Genomic DNA, 15,110 nt, shown 5'->3' on the forward strand with positions numbered 1-15,110 from the left:
CGTGCGTCGCGTCGGCCGGCTGGCGATCTGGGATCGGCCCGAGCGGGCCAGCGGAATCCCGGCGCTCGACGGGCTGCGTGCGATCGCGGTCGCGCTGGTGCTCATCGGGCACGGCGGGATCCCGGGCGTCAGTGGCGGATTCATCGGCGTCGACGTGTTTTTCGTCCTCAGCGGGTTCCTGATCACCTCGCTGCTGCTGGACGAGCTTGGGCGCACCGGCCGTATCGAGTTGACCGGCTTCTGGATCCGGCGTGCGCGCCGGCTCTTGCCCGCACTGGTGCTCATGGTGCTCACCGTGGCCGCCGCCCGTCAGCTCTTGCCCGACCGTTCGCTGACCGGCCTGCGCGACGACGCCATCGCGGCCTTCGTGTGGATGGCGAACTGGCGGTTCGTCGCCCAGAAGACCGACTACTTCACCCAGGGCGCGCCGCCCTCGCCGCTACAGCACACCTGGTCACTCGGGGTGGAGGAGCAGTACTACTTCGTCTGGCCGGTGCTGCTCATCGCCGTGACCCTGCTGCTCGCCGCGCGCGCGAGGCGCCGCTCGTCCCGAGCCACCGTCGGCGGTGTGCGGTTCGCGACGTTCCTGATAGCCACCTTCGGCGCGCTGGCTTCGGCGGCGCTCGCCATCGTGTTGGCGTCCAATGGCACTCGCGACCGAATCTACTTCGGCACCGACACCCGTGCGCAGGCGTTGCTGGTCGGCGCCGCGTCGGCCGCGCTCCTGGTGCGGGACTGGCCGTCGATGAACCGCGGCTGGTGCATGATCCGCACCCGGTGGGGCCGCCGGGTCGCCCGGATCCTGCCGCTGTTCGGTATGGGGGGACTGGCGGCGGCGACCCACTACGCGACCGGGGCCAGCGGCGAATTCCGCCTCGGCTTGCTGATCGGAGTCGCGATCGCGGCGGTGATCGTGATCGCACCCGTCGCGCTGGAGCAGCGCGGAATCGTGGCCCGCGCGCTCGCGTTGCCACCCCTGGTGTGGCTGGGAACCATCTCCTACGGCGTCTACTTGTGGCATTGGCCAATCTTTTTGGCGCTCAACGGCGAACGCACCGGATGGTCCGGCCTGCCCTTGTTCGCCGCGCGGTGCGGTGCCACGCTACTGGCGGCCGCAACGTCGTATTGGCTGCTCGAACAACCCATTCGGCGCTGGCGACCGGCGCGGGTACCGCTGCTGCCGCTGGCGGCCGCGACCGTGGCCAGCGCGGCCGCGGTGACGCTGTTGGTGATCCCGGTGGGCACCGGGCCCGGCCTGCGTGAGGCCGGTCTGCCGCCCGGCGTCTCGGCCGTCGCGGCGGTCTCGCCGTCGCCGCCCGGCCCGAGCCGGCCCCGAGATGCCAACCGGCCGTTCACCGTCTCGGTGTTCGGTGATTCGATCGGGTGGACGTGGATGCACTACCTGCCCCCGACACCCGGGTTCGCCTTCCTCGACCACACCGTCATCGGATGCAGCCTGGTGCGTGGCACGCCGTACCGCTACATCGGCCAGACCCTGGAGCAACGGTCCGAATGCGATGGCTGGCCGATTCGCTGGTCGACACAGGTCAGCCGGGATCAGCCGGACGTCGCGCTGCTGGTCATCGGCCGCTGGGAGACGGTGGACCGGGTCAACGAAGGCCAGTGGACTCACATCGGCGACCCGACCTTCGACGCCTACCTCAACGGCGAGCTCGAACGGGCGCTGACCATCGTGGGCGCTACCGGTGTGCACGTGGTGGTCGCGACCGTCCCCTACAGCCGGGGTGGCGAAAAGCCGGACGGTCGGCTGTATCCGGAGGACCAGCCGGACCGGGCCAACCTGTGGAACACCATGTTGCGCAAGACCGTCAGCCACCATCCCAACGTCGCGATCCTCGACCTGAACAAGAAGCTGTGCCCCGACGGGGTCTATACCGCCAAGGTCGACGGCATCAAGGTGCGCAGCGACGGCGTCCACCTCACCCCCGAAGGGGTGAAGTGGCTGACGCCGTGGCTCGAGGAATCGCTGAGGTAGCCCTAACCGCTTGTGCGGCAGCTGATCTCCATGCTGTCGCTGTCGCGGACCTGGAAGTTGAAGCTGACGTAGCCGTTGTCCTGGTTGCGGACGCGATCGAGATAGGGCGCCATGTCGGCCGAGCTGGCGTTGTCGGCGATGACCAGCGCACCCGTGGACAGGCGAGGCTCCAGCAGCTCGATCACGGGCAGATACAGATCCTTCCAACCGTCGAGCAGCAGGAAATCGATTGCGCCGTCCAGGCTTTCCAGCGTGGTCAGCGCGTCGCCCTCCAGGATCGTGATCACATCGTCCAGGCCCGTCTCGGCGAATGTCTTCTTCGCCGCCGCGATCTTGGTCTCACTGAGCTCGGTGGTCACCACCCGGCCGGCGCCGTTGTCGCGCACCCCCGCGGCCAGATGCAGGGCGGAGATGCCGAAGGACATCCCGAATTCCACGACGGTGGCCGGGCGGGTGGCTCGCACCAGCGAATACAGCAGCCGGCCGGCTTCCGGTGTCACTGGAATGTAGAACTCGCTCATCGCCTCGGTGCGTTCTCGCGTGGTCATCGGCCGATCGAAGGTGCCGCGCCGCTCACGCAACAGCGACATCTGATTCTTCGACTCGGCGTACATGCGGTCGAGCGTCGATGCGACCCGGGAATCCTGCAAGGTTGTGGTCATGTGTTTGAGCCTAGGCTTTTTCCCATGAGCGGTGCCCGGGCGCGCAACCGTCAGGAAACCGTTAAGCGGTTTGACGAGCTTGCGGACCCGGTGTCACTATGGACCCCGCAAGCACCTCGGTAGGTGAGGCGTCTGCATGGACACAGGCCACTGACCCCGAACGTCGAGAGACGCCCCGGGTCAGGACAGCTCTTCCCGGACTAAGGGTTGAGCCCAAGTGGCTTCTGGACCATCGGCTGGGTCTGGATACGCCGTGCAGTGCCGAAGCTCCGACGAGAGGGGTGCGGCCGGCGCTGCATTGTCGGTCATTTCCGCCTCTCCCGTTCAGGTGAATGTAGTGACACCCGCGTGTGTCCCGGCCGTGAGGAGGTGAGGGCGAGATGAGTCCCGGCGATAGTCCCTATCCGAAATCCGTCTTGTCCCGATCCGGTTCCGGCATTTCTCGCACCGCCTGACCTCGCTTGGTTTCGCGGCTGACGCGCCGTGCCGACGCCGACCGGGCCTCCGTCAGGAGAAGATCATGGCTTTTGTTGTTATGCACCGTTTTTCCGCTGCCTCCGGGATGCGCGGCCGGTCGATGCTGCGTGCAGGCCGGTTGCTGGCCAACAGGTTTCACCTGCGCGCCAGCCTGACCCCGCAGGAGCGCGCCAACCTGTACGTCTCGAGGATGCCGGTCGCGATGGTCACCGCGTCGCTGGGCGGCCACGTCTCGGGTCCCGACGGCAGCCACCGTTGAAATGCTGCCCCGGCGGCGGGCGGCACAGCTCCGCTCGCCGCCGCAGGCACGTTGAGCGCCGCAACCGCCTCACTGGTGGCTGAAAACCGCTCGAGATAGCGAGGATTCGATGACTTCGATCTACGACCGCCGCACCCCGGTGGCCGGTCGGGCCGCTGCCGCGCCGGAAGGCGCACGCTCCGCGCCGCAACGCGCGGCCGAGCTGGATTCCGCGCACGCCGGCGACATCGTCGGGGCGTTCGGGCGCATCCGGCGCGACGGGGACGGGGCTTTCAGCGGGCGTTGGCGGCGCCTGCGCACACTGGCGGTCATCACCGGACCGGGACTCATCGTCATGGTGGGCGACAACGACGCCGGTGGCGTCGCGACCTATGCGCAGGCCGGCCAGAACTACGGCATGGGCCTGTTGTGGACGCTGGCACTGCTGATTCCGGTGCTGTACGTGAACCAGGAGATGGTGCTGCGACTAGGCGCAGTGGCCCGGGTTGGGCACGCGCGCTTGATATTCGAGCGGTTCGGCAAGTTCTGGGGCGCCTTCAGCGTCGCTGACTTGTTGATCCTGAACGCCTTGACCATCGTCACCGAATTCATCGGCGTCTCACTGGCTCTCGGGTTTTTGGGTTGCCCGAAGGTCGTCGCCGTTCCCGCCGCGGCCGTCCTGCTGTTCGCCGCGGTGGCGGGCGGATCGTTCCGCCGTTGGGAGAGGTTGATGTTCCTCCTGATTGCGGTGAATGTGCTGATCTTCCCGATGGTCTTGCTGGTGCATCCGACCCCGAAAGCCACCGCGGCCGGGCTCATCCCGCAGTTTCCCGGTGGGCTCAACTCGACGGTGTTGCTGCTGGTGGTCGCGATCGTGGGCACTACGGTCGCACCGTGGCAGCTGTTCTTCCAGCAGTCCAATGTGGTGGACAAGCGCATCACGGCCCGCTGGATTCCCTACGGCCGAGCGGATTTGGCCATTGGAATCGTCGTGGTGATGGTCGGCGCGACGGCGCTGATGGCCGTCGCGGCGTTCGGGTTGACGGGCACGGCCGATGCGGGCCACTTCACCGATGCGGGCGCGGTCGCGTCGGGGTTGTCGACGCATCTTGGCCCCACGGTGGGCGTGCTGTTCGCGATCGTCCTGCTGGACGCGTCGCTGATCGGCGCCAATGCCGTCGGCCTGGCGACCACGTATGCGGTCGGTGATGCCATGGGTAAGCGCCACTCGCTGCATTGGAAGATCCGCGAGGCCCCGCTGTTCTACGGCGGCTACGCGATACTGCTGGCGGTGTCGGCAGCGGTCTCCTTCAGCCCCGACCACATCCTGGGCCTGGTGACCCAGGGAGTCCAGGCACTGGCCGGCGTGCTGCTGCCCTCGGCCACGGTCTTCTTGGTGTTGTTGTGCAACGATCGGGCTGTGCTGGGACCGTGGGTGAATACGGTGCGGCAGAACATCATTGCGTGGACCATCGTGTGGTGCCTGGTGCTGCTGTCGCTGGCGTTGACGGCGGCCACCTTCTTCCCCAGCCTCTCCACCGCCACCATCGAGGCCGGGCTCGCGACCGGTGCGGTGCTCGGCGTCGTCGGCGGTGCAGTGATGATCATCGTGGGCGGACGACACCGGAACCTGACCGAGGCGGAAGCAATCGTGCGCACTCTCGGCGGCGGCCTCGACCCGGGGGAGGTCGACGATCTCGACGACGCCTCGTCGCTGACGCGTGCCGAGCGGCGGGCGGTACGGCGCCAGGACCGGTTGAGCTGGCAGACCCCCAGCCTCGCGCTGCTCGATCGGCCAGTGATGTCACCGATGCGCCGGGCGGGGCTCTTCACCCTGCGGGGCTACCTGGTTGTGGCCGTCGTTTTCGTCATCATCAAGATCGTGCAGGCCGGCGTTGTCGGGCCGGCCACCTCATTCTGAGTTGGTCGGCAGCAGAACGATTTTCCCGTGTGTGTGCCGCTGCTCGAGCTCGGCATAGGCGTCGGCGACCCGGTCGAGCGGGTAGGCCGCGGCGATGTCGAATTCGATGGCGCCGGAAACGATCAGGTCGGCCATCTCGGCGAGCACCTCGGGTGTCGAGGCTGCCATGCTGCCCTCGGTCTTCGCGCCCACCTCGCCCGCCTTCTGGAACGAGATGATGGTGTCGATTCGCTCGGGTGCCACGCCGAGATCGACGGCAAGCTGGACGTAGTCAGGGCCGAACAGGTCGATGAATGCGTCGATGCCGTCCGGTGCCGCGTCACGCAGCCGCTCGGCGAGCCCGTCACCGTAGGCGATAGGGGTGACGCCATGCGCGCGTAGCCAGCCGGCATTGCCCGGGCCCGCAATGCCGAGCACTCGCGCCTCGCGCAACGCCAGAAGCTGCACGACAAGGCTGCCCACCCCGCCCGCGGCCGCCGACACGGCGATCGTTTCACCGGCTTGAGGCGCCACGGCACGCACGGCAGCATAGGCGGTCGCACCGACCACGTACAGCGAACCTGCCGTCTCCCAACTGAGTTCGGCGGGTTTGCGGATCAACTGGTTGACGGGAACCGCGGTGTGGGTGGCGTGGCTGGACCGCCGCATGCTGAAGCCCAAGACTTCGTCGTCGACCGAAAACTCGGTGACCCCGGGCGCCACGGCGGTGACGACGCCGGCCAGATCGCTGCCCTGGCCGGAGGGAAAGGTCGCCGGGAACATCTCGTGCATCGCCCCGGTCCGGATGCCGGCTTCGCCGGGATTTATCCCCGCCGCGCGCACCTCGACGACGACCTCGCCCGGCCCGGGGGAGGGCATCTCGATGTCCGCGACGTACAACACCTCACGCCCCCCGTAATGGTCGAACCGCACTGCGCGCGCCGCTGCAGCCGTCATACCGATCTCCTTCCAGCGCGGGGATGCTCGTGTCCACGCCAGCATAGGCGCGCCAAACCGCTACCCAGGGGGCGTCGACTGGGCCTATGTTCGTAGCGACCCTGGTTTACACCAGTGTTTCGCCGGCGGCGTCGGGGGCCGCGGCGGAGGCCCGGACACCGATGACACGTGGAAGGACATGCGTGCAAGTTGATCGGATCGGCATCGCCGGCTGGGCCGCTGCCATCGTCGTGGTCGGCGCCGCGAGCACCGGATGCGGCGGCGACGGCAAACCCTCATCGGCGCCGGCGCCGAGTTCTCCCGCTTCGACCGGTTCGAGCTCGGTCACCGGCCCGCCGTCGGTCCAGCCGTCGGACTACGGCTCCCTGCTGATCAAGCCGAACGACGTCGGCGGCGGGCTCACAGCACCGCAGTCGCCCCTGCTCAACCCCAACAATGCGCCCGGCGTCGCCCAGCTGTTCGCCAACGCGGACAGCAGCCGGCGGCTGTGGGACACCATCGTCATCGCCGCCGATCCGCCCGCGGCGGTCGCCGAATTAGCCTCCACCCAAAGCAGTTACAACGGCAAGGTGAGCGGTAGTTGGCAACCGCTTGCTGTCGGCGCGAACGGGGTGATGATCTCGGGGACCTCACCGGACAACTCCCAAGCGATGACCGTTTTGGTCTTCACCGAAGGCAAGGCACTGGTCACCCTGGAATTCGACAGCCCGCCCAACGAGCCGGTCGATCCGGCCGTCGCTCTCGACATCGGTCGCAAGCAGGATGCCGCGGTGAAGAAAGGGCTACCCGGCTAGCTTGGCAGCGACTACACCAAGCCCAGATCCGCGACGTTCTCGTCTGTCCACGCCGCCGACAGACGCGGAATGTCGTCGTCCACAACGATTTTCGCCTCCGGCACGGCGGTACGGAACACGTCGATCGGGCCGGCGCACCCACGGCGCGGCTGCGGCATTGGGTAGGCGCCCAGCAAAGCCCGCGCTTTCTTTCAGCGCCCGTGCCGGCGGTAGGGGAGCCCGGGTCGCGCCGCCGATGAGGCGGTGGCGCTCAGGCCACGACCTGGATAGGATCGCCGACGTTCACCTCGTTGAAGTACCAGGCGGCGTTGTCGGGACTGAGGTTGATGCAGCCATGGCTGACGTTGGCGTAGCCCTGGGAATCGACCGACCACGGTGCCGAGTGCACGTAGACGCCGCTCCAGGTGACTCGCACCGCGTAGGAGGCGGTGATCTTGTAGCCCTCGGGCGAGCTGAGCGGGATACCGATGGTCCGCGAGTCCATCACCACGGTGCGCTGCTTTTCCAGTGCCGTGAAGCTGCCGATCGGGGTGGGCCGGCTGGGCTTGCCCATCGACGCCGGCATGGTGCGCAGCACCTCCCCGTTCCTGCTCACGGTGAAGGTGTGCTTGGAGATGCTGGCGACACCGAGTAGCGAATCGCCGGTGTCGAAGCCCGTCGACAGGGCCTGCACGCCGACCTGCACGTGGGTGTGGGCCGGCCAATACTGGTCGGGTACCCACTGAACGACAGTGCTCTGGATCCATTCGAAGTGTCCGGGGGTGCCGCTGGGCGACGTGACGTGGATCGACCGTTCGACGGCGGCCCGATCGGCCACCGGAGCGGCGAAGGTCACCACGACCGGATGGGCGACGCCCACCGAGGCGCCATTAGCGGGCAAAATCGAGGCGACCTCGGGGGCGGGCTGTGGTTGTGGCACGGCCGCGGTGCTGCGACCGACCGGTGCCACCAGGCCCACAGCTGTGATCGCGACCATAACAAATAGATAACGAACACCCCGACGCATAGCGTCCACCCTTCGAGATGGCGTGATTAGCACACCGATATTCTACTGGTTACCCGCTGATCACCGTTTTCAGCAAACAATGACAGCTTGGCGCGGTCGTCACGGTAACGATTTGATCACCGATTGAGTTCACGCGCGTCGGAGCGCATCCGGGTGGGTCCCGCGTGCCGCGGAAGTTGCGCAAGCCTGAGCCGCAGTTGCGTGAAACCGGTACCAGCGCTTCGGTTTTCGCGGTCGCGGTGTTACGAGCAGCCCGAAAGGCCGAATTCATACGGATAGCCGCGATGGCGGTGGCGCAAACTTCGGCTTGGCCCGCCAGTCGGCAACGCGCTAGCCTCAGCGGATCGGTGCCCGAGAGGCCCAGCCCGAACCCGAGGAGTGCGGGTGCTGTTCCGTCAACTGGAGTACTTTGTGGCGGTCGCTTCCGAGCGGCACTTCGCCCGGGCGGCCGAGAAATGCTTTGTCTCCCAGCCGGCGCTCTCGGCCGCGATCGCCAAGCTCGAACGAGAACTGAATGTCACGCTGATCAATCGCGGACACAGCTTCGAGGGCCTCACTCCCGAAGGCGAGCGGCTGGTGGTGTGGGCCAGGCGGATCCTCGCCGAACACGATGCGTTCAAGTCCGAAGTGGACGCCGTACGCTCGGGCGTCACCGGGACACTTCGGCTGGGCACCGTTCCCACCGCCTCCACCACGGCTTCCCTGGTGCTCTCCGCGTTCTGTTCGGCGCACCCATTGGTGAAGGTGCACATCCTCTCTCGGCTGGCGGCCACCGAACTGTACCGGCGGCTCCGCGAGTTCGAGATCGATGCCGCCATCGTGCATGCGGCGCCGGAAGAAGCACACGACGTGAATCTGGTTTCGCTGTACCAGGAGCGATATGTGCTGCTAGCGCCGGCGGTCATGGTGGGATCCGGCGCGACGACGATGACCTGGGTGGAGGCCGCGCAACTGCCGCTGGCGTTGCTCACTACCGCGATGCGTGATCGCCAGATCATCGACAAGTCGTTCGCCGATCATTCCCTCACCGTCAGCCCGCAGGTCGAAACCGATTCCGTCGCATCGTTATTCGCTCAGGTCTCGGCGGGCAACTGGGCGTCGATCGTGCCGCACACGTGGCTGTGGACGTCGCCGCTGGGGCCGGCCATCCGGGCGGTGGAAATGGTCGACCCGGTGCTCAAGGCCGATGTCGCCCTGGCCACCAGCTCGAGCGGACCCGGATCGCCGATCGCCCGCGCGCTGGCCACATCCGCCGAACAGCTTTCGCTCAACGAGTTTTTCGACGCGCAGTTGCTGGGGCTTACCCACCGTCGCTGAGCGCCGCCGCCGGTGGGGCGGTGGCGGCGCTGGCCGGGTTCAGGTTGGACAGATGCCCGCTTTCGACCCCCGCCGCCGGGTCGAGTTCGCAGTCGATGAGTGAGGGCGCCCGGGAGCCGATCGCCTCTGTCAGCGCCGTGCGCAGCTCCGACGGGGTGGTGACGTGATAGCCCTTGCCGCCGAACGCGTCCGCGATCAGTTCGTGGCGCGCCCGGGCGTTCAGCACGGTCGGGGCCGGGTCGGATCTCGCGGCGGCCGCACCGGGTGTGGCCTCGTCACCGCGGTAGACACCGCCGTTGTTGAGGATGACCACGGTCACCGGCAGCCGGTAGCGGCAGATGGTTTCGATCTCCATGCCGCTGAAGCCGAACGCGCTGTCCCCCTCGATTGCGACCACCGGCTTGCCGGTCTCGACCGCAGCGGCGATGGCATATCCCATCCCGATGCCCATCACGCCCCAGGTTCCGGTGTCCAGCCGGTGCCGCGGCAGCTCCATGTCGATGACATTGCGGGCCAGATCGAGCGCGTTGGCGCCTTCGTTGACGACGTACACGTCCCGGTTGTCCTGCAGCACAGACTGAATCGCACCAAGCGCGTTGTAAAACCGCATGGGGTGCGGGTTTTGGGCCAGGCGCTCGCGCATCTTGGCGTCGTTGCGTGCCGTGCGCTCGGCCAGCTCGCCCGTCCATTGCGGCGGCGCGGTGATCGGGCGGGCGGCCACGCCGTCACACAGGCCGGACATCACCGAGCCGATGTCTCCGGCCAGCGGCGCGACCTGCTGGTTGCTGTCGAACTCGGACGCGGCGATGTCCACCTGGACGAATTTGGCGTCACGGCTCCACTGCGGTGACTCCCCATGCCCCAGAAGCCAATTCAGTCGGGCGCCGACCAGCAGGACCGCATCGGCGCGCGAGATCGCCAGGGAGCGGGCGGCCGCGGCGGACTGCGGGTGCGAATCGGGGAGCAGCCCCTTGGCCATCGACATCGGCAGGAAAGGAATACCGGTGGCCTCGACGAATTTCCTAATCACATTGTCGGCCTGGGCATACGCGGCGCCCTTGCCCAGCACGATCAACGGTCGCTGCGCTTGAGCCAGCACGTCCAGCGCGCGTTCGACGGCGTCCGCAGCCGGCAGCTGTCGGGGGGCGGGGTCGATGATGCGCCAGACCGTCCTCGCCGCGGCGTCTGCGTTCATGGCCTGACCCAGAACCTCACCGGGGATGTCCAGATAGACGCCGCCGGGCCGTCCGGAGACCGCGGTGCGGATGGCGCGCGCGACCCCGCGCCCGATGTCTTCGATCCGATTGATCCGATAGGCGGCCTTGGCGAACGGCTTCGCCGCGTTGAGTTGGTCGAGGTCCTGGTAATCGCCTCGCTGCAGGTCCACCAGCGCCCGATTGCTGGAGCCGGAGATCTGGATCATCGGAAAGCAATTCGTCGTGGCGTTCGCCAGCGCGGGCAGGGCGTTGAGGAACCCGGGTCCGGAGGTCGTGAGGCAGACGCCGGGACGCCGGGTGAGGAATCCGGCGGCGGCGGCGGCGTTGCCGGCCGAGGATTCCTGCCGGAAACCGATGTAGCGGATTCCCGACGCCTGCGCGACTCGGGCGAGGTCGGTGATCGGGATGCCGACGATGCCGTAGATCGTCTCGACGTCGTTGGCCATCAGCGCGTCCACCACGAGGTGAAAGCCGTCGATCAGGCCCCTCGGGTTCGGAGGTACCGAAGCGGTGGACATGGGCGACTCCTCGGGTGCTGTGCGGTACGGCCTTGGCCATCACTGTGACCCCGGCGCATCCCACGTGTCCAAGACGAGGGCACTATCCCTCGATTTATGTTGGCTATCGTCACAGGTCACGGCCACACTACGGGAGTTAATAGCCCCCGGTTATCGATAGTGAGCGAATCGGTATTGGACGCACCAGAAAGCCGACCGGCAGGGTGGCATCGATGGCAAGAGTGGAAGGAGTTCGGCGATGGGGTCGAATGACGGCGGCGGGGGGTCGACAGAATCCGCGAGCATCGCCGATCTGGTCGAGGCGGCGGCACGCCGATCGTCGGAGGCGCGCGCGCTGGTGGTCACCGCCGATCACCTACGGGTCGACTATCGCGATCTGCTCCGGCTGGTCGATGACCTGGCCGCGAAGCTGAAGGCCGCCGGCTTGCTGCGCGGCGACCGGGTGGCGCTGCGCGCCGGCAGTAACGCCGAATTCGTCGTCGGGCTACTGGGGGCGTCGCGTGCGGATCTCGTTGTGGTTCCGCTGGATCCGGCCCTGCCCCTCGCCGAACAGCGTGCCCGTAGCGCGGCGGTGGGCGCCCGGGCGGTGCTGGTCGACCAGCCCGGCGACAGCGATGCGACCGCACCGGACGGCTTGCCGTCCTGGCCGGTCGCGGTGGCCGTCGGGTCTGACGGCACCGCCGCGACGGTCAGCCTGGACGTCACCGCGGCACCCCGGCGTGACGTGTCGACACCGGAGGGGCTGCGCGAGCACGACGCCATGATCATGTTCACCGGCGGAACCACCGGTGTGCCCAAGATGGTTCCGTGGACGCGCCACAACATCGCTCGCTCGGTGGCGGCCATCATCGCGGGCTATGGGCTTGATGCACAGGACGCGACGGTGGCGGTGATGCCGCTCTACCACGGGCACGGTCTGCTCGCCGCGCTGCTGGGCACCCTGGTGTCCGGGGGAGCGGTGTTGCTGCCGGCGCGGGGAAAGTTTTCGGCGCACACCTTCTGGGACGACATCGAGGCCGTCGGGGCCACCTGGTACACCGCCGTCCCGACGATTCATCAGATCTTGCTGGAGCGCGCCCGAACCGAGCAGCCGAGCGGCTCGCACGCCCTGCGGTTCATCCGCAGTTGCAGCGCACCGCTGACCGCCGAGACCGCGCAGGCGCTGCACGACACCTTCTCGGCGCCGGTGGTGTGCGCCTTCGGGATGACCGAGTCGACCCACCAGGTGGCGACGACGGCCATCGGCGGTGCCGGCCACACTGAAAACCCCGGTGCCACACCCGGACTCGTCGGCCGGTCGACCGGACCGGAAATCCGGATCGTCGGACCCGACGGCCAGGCGCTGCCGCCGGACGCGGTCGGCGAAGTCTGGCTGCACGGCCCGACCGTGGTGCGCGGCTACCTCGGCGACCCGTCCATCACCGCCGCCAACTTCACCGAAGGGTGGTTGCACACCGGCGACCTCGGAACGCTGTCGCCGGCCGGTGACCTCGTCATCCGCGGCCGCATCAAGGAGCTCATCAACCGGGGCGGCGAGAAGATTTCGCCGGAGCGCGTCGAGGGCATCCTGGCCACCCACCCCGACGTGCTGGAGGTCGGCGTGTTCGGCGTGCCGGACAAGCTGTACGGCGAGTCCGTGGCCGCGGTCATCGTCGCGCGTGGATCCGCCGCCCCGACGGCCGACGAACTGACGGCGTTCTGCCGTGACCGCCTGGCACCCTTCGAGGTGCCCGCCGAGTTTCAACTGACCGCCGAGTTGCCGCACACCGCGAAGGGTTCGCTGGACCGGCGCGCGGTGACGGAGCGGTTCGGCCGCAAAAGCTGAGGAGTTCTAGACGGCGGCGTTCAGTCGGGCGGCCGCGGATTCCGGCATGGGTTCGTAGCGGGCGAAGGACCGGGTGAACGACGCGGCCCCATGGGCCAGGGACCGCAGGTCGATGGCATAGCGGGTCAGCTCCACCTGCGGCACCTCGGCGTTGACCACGGTGCGCTCGTTGCCCGCGGTGTCGGAGCCGAGCACCCGCCCCCGCCGGCTGGACAGATCACCCATCACCGCACCGACGAAGTCGTCGGGCACCAGCACCGAAATCTCGTCGATGGGCTCGAGCAGCGCCACCTTGGTCACCGCGGCGGCCTCCCGCAACGCCAGCGAGCCCGCCATCTGAAACGCGAAGTCCGACGAGTCGACGCTGTGCGCCTTGCCGTCGAGCAGCGTGACCCGGATATCGACCACCGGGTAGCCCGCGTGCACGCCCTTCTCCATCTGGGCCCGCACGCCCTTCTCCACGCTCGGGATGAACTGCCGCGGCACCGCCCCGCCGACCACCTTGTCGACGAACTCGAACCCGGAACCTTCCGGCAACGGCTCCACCTCGATGTCGCACACCGCGTACTGGCCGTGCCCGCCGGACTGCTTGACGTGGCGCCCGTGGCCTTTGGCCTTGCCGGCGAACGTCTCTCGCAGGGGAACGCGCAGTTCCACGGTGTCGACGGTGACGCCGTACCGGTTGGCCAGCGCCTCCAGCACCACGCCCGCGTGGGACTCGCCCATGCACCACAGCACGATCTGGTGGGTCTCCTGGTTCTGCTCGATCCGCAGCGTCGGGTCTTCGGCGGCCAACCGGCCCAGCCCCACCGACAACTTGTCCTCGTCGGTCTTGGCGTGGGCCGCGATAGCGATCGGCAGCAGCGGCTCGGGCATGGTCCAGGGCTTCAATACCAACGGCTCGGACTTATCCGAAAGCGTGTCACCGGTTTCCGCGCGGCTCAGTTTGCCGATCGCGCAGATGTCACCGGCCACCACCGCCTGCGCCGGGCGCTGCTGCTTGCCCAGCGGGAAGGACAGCACCCCGATGCGCTCGTCCTCGTCGTGGTCGGGATGCGCATGACCACTGCCGTTGCCGGTGCCGAAGAACGACGCAAAGTGGCCCGACACATGAACCGTCGTGTCGGGCCTGATGGTCCCGGCGAACACCCGGACCAGGCTGACCCTGCCGACGTACGGGTCCGACGTCGTCTTCACCACCTCCGCGAGCAAGGGGGCGTCCGGCGAACACGTCAGGCTGGCGTGCGGCGCACCGACCTGGGTGAAGACCTCCGGCAGCGGGTGTTCCATCGGCGACGGGAAGCCGCGAGTGGCGACCTCCAGCAACTCCAGGGTGCCCACGCCGCTGCCGCTGCAGACCGGGATCACCGGAAAGAACGATCCCCGGGCGACCGCGCGCTCGAGATCCTGGATCAGCACGGACTCGTCGATGACCTCGCCCCCGAGGTAGCGCTCCATCAGCGACTCGTCCTCGGACTCCTCGATGATTCCCTCGATCAGGGCGCCGCGCGCCTCCTCGATCTGCTCGGCGTCGGAGGGGTCCGGCGGTTGCACGGTGCGTTTGCCGTCGGTGTATTCGTACCGCGTTTGCGACAACAGCCCGATCAGGCCGTGGCAGGAGGGCAGGCCGGTAGGCAGGTACAGCGGTAAAACCTTGTCGCCGAACGCATTCTGCGCGGCGGCCAACGCGTCGGAATAATTTGCCCTGGCGTGGTCGAGCTTGGTGATCACCACGGCGCGGGGCATGCCGACCTGGTCGCATTCCTGCCAAAGCGATTTGGTGGGCTGGTCGACGCCTTCGTTGGCCGCGATGACGAACAGCGCGCAATCCGCGGCGCGTAGCCCCGCCCGCAACTCGCCGACGAAGTCGGCGTATCCGGGAGTGTCGACCAGGTTCACCTTGATGCCGTTGTGCGACAGGGATGCCACCGCGACGCCCACCGACCGTTGTTGTCGGATCTCGGCGTCGTCGTAATCGCAAACCGTGCTGCCGTCGGCCACCGAACCGCTCCGGGTCAGCACACCGGCGGCGACCAACAGGGCTTCTACGAGTGTGGTTTTGCCCCCACCCGACGGACCGACCAGCACCACGTTGCGGATTTCGTCGGGACCGTTGGCGGTAGGAGCGTTCCCCGCTCCTTGGGAAGCGTTTGTCCTGTCGGCCATGACTTTCCTCCAGGTTGCCCGGGGCGCGCCATTGCTG

At 67.8% G+C, this 15,110-nt stretch carries 11 protein-coding genes and 1 riboswitch; of the genes, 6 read left to right on the plus strand and 5 right to left on the minus strand.

Annotation, left to right across the window (positions count from 1 at the left end; genetic code table 11):
- The first annotated feature begins 1 nt into the window (after window position 1).
- The gene (locus AC5Y30_RS08080; RefSeq protein ID WP_499917540.1) at window positions 2-1,996 is read left to right on the plus strand and encodes an acyltransferase family protein; all 1,995 of its coding nucleotides are present in this window, start codon (window positions 2-4) and stop codon (window positions 1,994-1,996) included.
- Between the two features lie 2 nt (window positions 1,997-1,998).
- Here the strand turns inward: AC5Y30_RS08080 and AC5Y30_RS08085 are convergent, their stop codons facing one another.
- The gene (locus AC5Y30_RS08085) at window positions 1,999-2,658 is read right to left on the minus strand and encodes an O-methyltransferase (protein ID WP_499917541.1); all 660 of its coding nucleotides are present in this window, start codon (window positions 2,656-2,658) and stop codon (window positions 1,999-2,001) included.
- Between the two features lie 108 nt (window positions 2,659-2,766).
- Window positions 2,767-2,946, plus strand: a riboswitch (M-box (ykoK) riboswitch).
- Between the two features lie 232 nt (window positions 2,947-3,178).
- Here AC5Y30_RS08085 and AC5Y30_RS08090 point away from each other — a divergent pair.
- Window positions 3,179-3,394, plus strand: coding sequence for a hypothetical protein (locus tag AC5Y30_RS08090; protein ID WP_499917696.1), 216 nt, complete (start codon window positions 3,179-3,181; stop codon window positions 3,392-3,394).
- Between the two features lie 109 nt (window positions 3,395-3,503).
- A complete protein-coding gene (locus tag AC5Y30_RS08095) occupies window positions 3,504-5,294 on the plus strand; it encodes an NRAMP family divalent metal transporter (protein ID WP_499917542.1) in 1,791 nt (596 codons plus the stop codon).
- On the opposite strand, the gene AC5Y30_RS08100 is transcribed toward AC5Y30_RS08095, so the two are convergent.
- Complete coding sequence (locus AC5Y30_RS08100) at window positions 5,286-6,230, minus strand: NADP-dependent oxidoreductase (RefSeq protein WP_499917543.1); 945 nt, start codon at window positions 6,228-6,230, stop codon at window positions 5,286-5,288. The two genes, AC5Y30_RS08095 and AC5Y30_RS08100, sit on opposite strands and share 9 nt — an antisense overlap.
- A 182-nt stretch (window positions 6,231-6,412) precedes the next feature.
- Between AC5Y30_RS08100 and AC5Y30_RS08105 the strand changes: the two genes are divergently transcribed.
- Window positions 6,413-7,024: a hypothetical protein gene (locus AC5Y30_RS08105; RefSeq protein ID WP_499917544.1), complete on the plus strand. Its 612-nt coding sequence runs from the start codon at window positions 6,413-6,415 to the stop codon at window positions 7,022-7,024.
- Window positions 7,025-7,274: 250 nt separating this feature from the next.
- Here AC5Y30_RS08105 and AC5Y30_RS08110 read toward each other — a convergent pair whose 3' ends face one another.
- Window positions 7,275-8,030 carry a L,D-transpeptidase gene (locus AC5Y30_RS08110; protein ID WP_499917545.1) on the minus strand — a complete coding sequence of 252 codons (756 nt, stop codon included), beginning with the start codon at window positions 8,028-8,030 and terminating at the stop codon, window positions 7,275-7,277.
- A gap of 384 nt (window positions 8,031-8,414) precedes the next feature.
- Here AC5Y30_RS08110 and AC5Y30_RS08115 point away from each other — a divergent pair, with 384 nt between their 5' ends.
- Window positions 8,415-9,347 carry a LysR family transcriptional regulator gene (locus AC5Y30_RS08115; RefSeq protein WP_499917546.1) on the plus strand — a complete coding sequence of 311 codons (933 nt, stop codon included), beginning with the start codon at window positions 8,415-8,417 and terminating at the stop codon, window positions 9,345-9,347.
- Here AC5Y30_RS08115 and oxc read toward each other — a convergent pair.
- Window positions 9,331-11,082 (minus strand): oxalyl-CoA decarboxylase, encoded by a 1,752-nt coding sequence (oxc, locus tag AC5Y30_RS08120; RefSeq protein ID WP_499917547.1) that lies wholly within the window; start codon window positions 11,080-11,082, stop codon window positions 9,331-9,333. The two genes, AC5Y30_RS08115 and oxc, sit on opposite strands and share 17 nt — an antisense overlap.
- A gap of 238 nt (window positions 11,083-11,320) precedes the next feature.
- Here oxc and AC5Y30_RS08125 point away from each other — a divergent pair, with 238 nt between their 5' ends.
- Window positions 11,321-12,907 (plus strand): FadD7 family fatty acid--CoA ligase, encoded by a 1,587-nt coding sequence (locus AC5Y30_RS08125; RefSeq protein WP_499917548.1) that lies wholly within the window; start codon window positions 11,321-11,323, stop codon window positions 12,905-12,907.
- Between the two features lie 6 nt (window positions 12,908-12,913).
- Here the strand turns inward: AC5Y30_RS08125 and AC5Y30_RS08130 are convergent, their stop codons facing one another.
- Window positions 12,914-15,073: an elongation factor G-like protein EF-G2 gene (locus tag AC5Y30_RS08130; RefSeq protein ID WP_499917549.1), complete on the minus strand. Its 2,160-nt coding sequence runs from the start codon at window positions 15,071-15,073 to the stop codon at window positions 12,914-12,916.
- Between the last annotated feature and the right edge of the window lie 37 nt (window positions 15,074-15,110).

The sequence above is a fragment of the Mycobacterium sp. NGS27 genome, from assembly GCF_059813005.1.

What these genes read in the sequence shown, in the direction of transcription:
- AC5Y30_RS08085 (WP_499917541.1), bottom strand. Translation starts at nt 2,658, where the DNA reads ATGACCACAACCTTGCAGGATTCCCGGGTCGCATCGACGCTCGACCGC.
- AC5Y30_RS08090 (WP_499917696.1), top strand. Translation starts at nt 3,179, where the DNA reads ATGGCTTTTGTTGTTATGCACCGTTTTTCCGCTGCCTCCGGGATGCGC.
- AC5Y30_RS08095 (WP_499917542.1), top strand. Translation starts at nt 3,504, where the DNA reads ATGACTTCGATCTACGACCGCCGCACCCCGGTGGCCGGTCGGGCCGCT.
- AC5Y30_RS08100 (WP_499917543.1), bottom strand. Translation starts at nt 6,230, where the DNA reads ATGACGGCTGCAGCGGCGCGCGCAGTGCGGTTCGACCATTACGGGGGG.
- AC5Y30_RS08110 (WP_499917545.1), bottom strand. Translation starts at nt 8,030, where the DNA reads ATGCGTCGGGGTGTTCGTTATCTATTTGTTATGGTCGCGATCACAGCT.
- oxc (WP_499917547.1), bottom strand. Translation starts at nt 11,082, where the DNA reads ATGTCCACCGCTTCGGTACCTCCGAACCCGAGGGGCCTGATCGACGGC.
- AC5Y30_RS08125 (WP_499917548.1), top strand. Translation starts at nt 11,321, where the DNA reads ATGGGGTCGAATGACGGCGGCGGGGGGTCGACAGAATCCGCGAGCATC.
- AC5Y30_RS08130 (WP_499917549.1), bottom strand. Translation starts at nt 15,073, where the DNA reads ATGGCCGACAGGACAAACGCTTCCCAAGGAGCGGGGAACGCTCCTACC.